This is a genomic window from Paraburkholderia sp. SIMBA_027 (assembly GCF_046535315.1).
GTDB classification, from domain to species: domain Bacteria; phylum Pseudomonadota; class Gammaproteobacteria; order Burkholderiales; family Burkholderiaceae; genus Paraburkholderia; species Paraburkholderia tropica.
In genome coordinates, this window is record NZ_JAWRWY010000224.1 from 1 (window position 1) to 347 (window position 347).

The 347-nt window shown below is 62.2% G+C and carries 1 protein-coding gene; it reads right to left on the reverse strand.

The features are described from left to right. Nucleotides 1–347: PAS domain-containing protein (locus tag SB764_RS38870; RefSeq protein ID WP_410866592.1), on the reverse strand; the 347-nt coding region annotated here is incomplete at both ends.

The window sequence follows — 347 nt, forward strand, 5'->3', positions numbered from 1 at the left end:
CGATATGACAGACGGACACGATCCGGCCCGCCTCCCGCCCGAGAGCTGCAAAGGCCTCGTCGAATGCCCGCCGGTTCAAAAGCCCGGTCAGATAGTCGTGATCGGCAGCGTAGCGCGCATCGGCGCGGCTGCTATCGGCGGCCTCGCGCTCGCGCGCAAGCTGCTCGTTGCGCAGAACATCGTCAGTGACGTCCCATTCCGCCCCTATGAAACACGGCTCTCCCTGGCCATCGACGAAATACTTTGCGCGCGACCGTATATGCCGTACGGCGCCATTCGGCCGGATGATGCGAAATTCGGAAGCATAGTCGCTCCTATTCCTGATCGCTTCCTCGAACAGTGCGCTG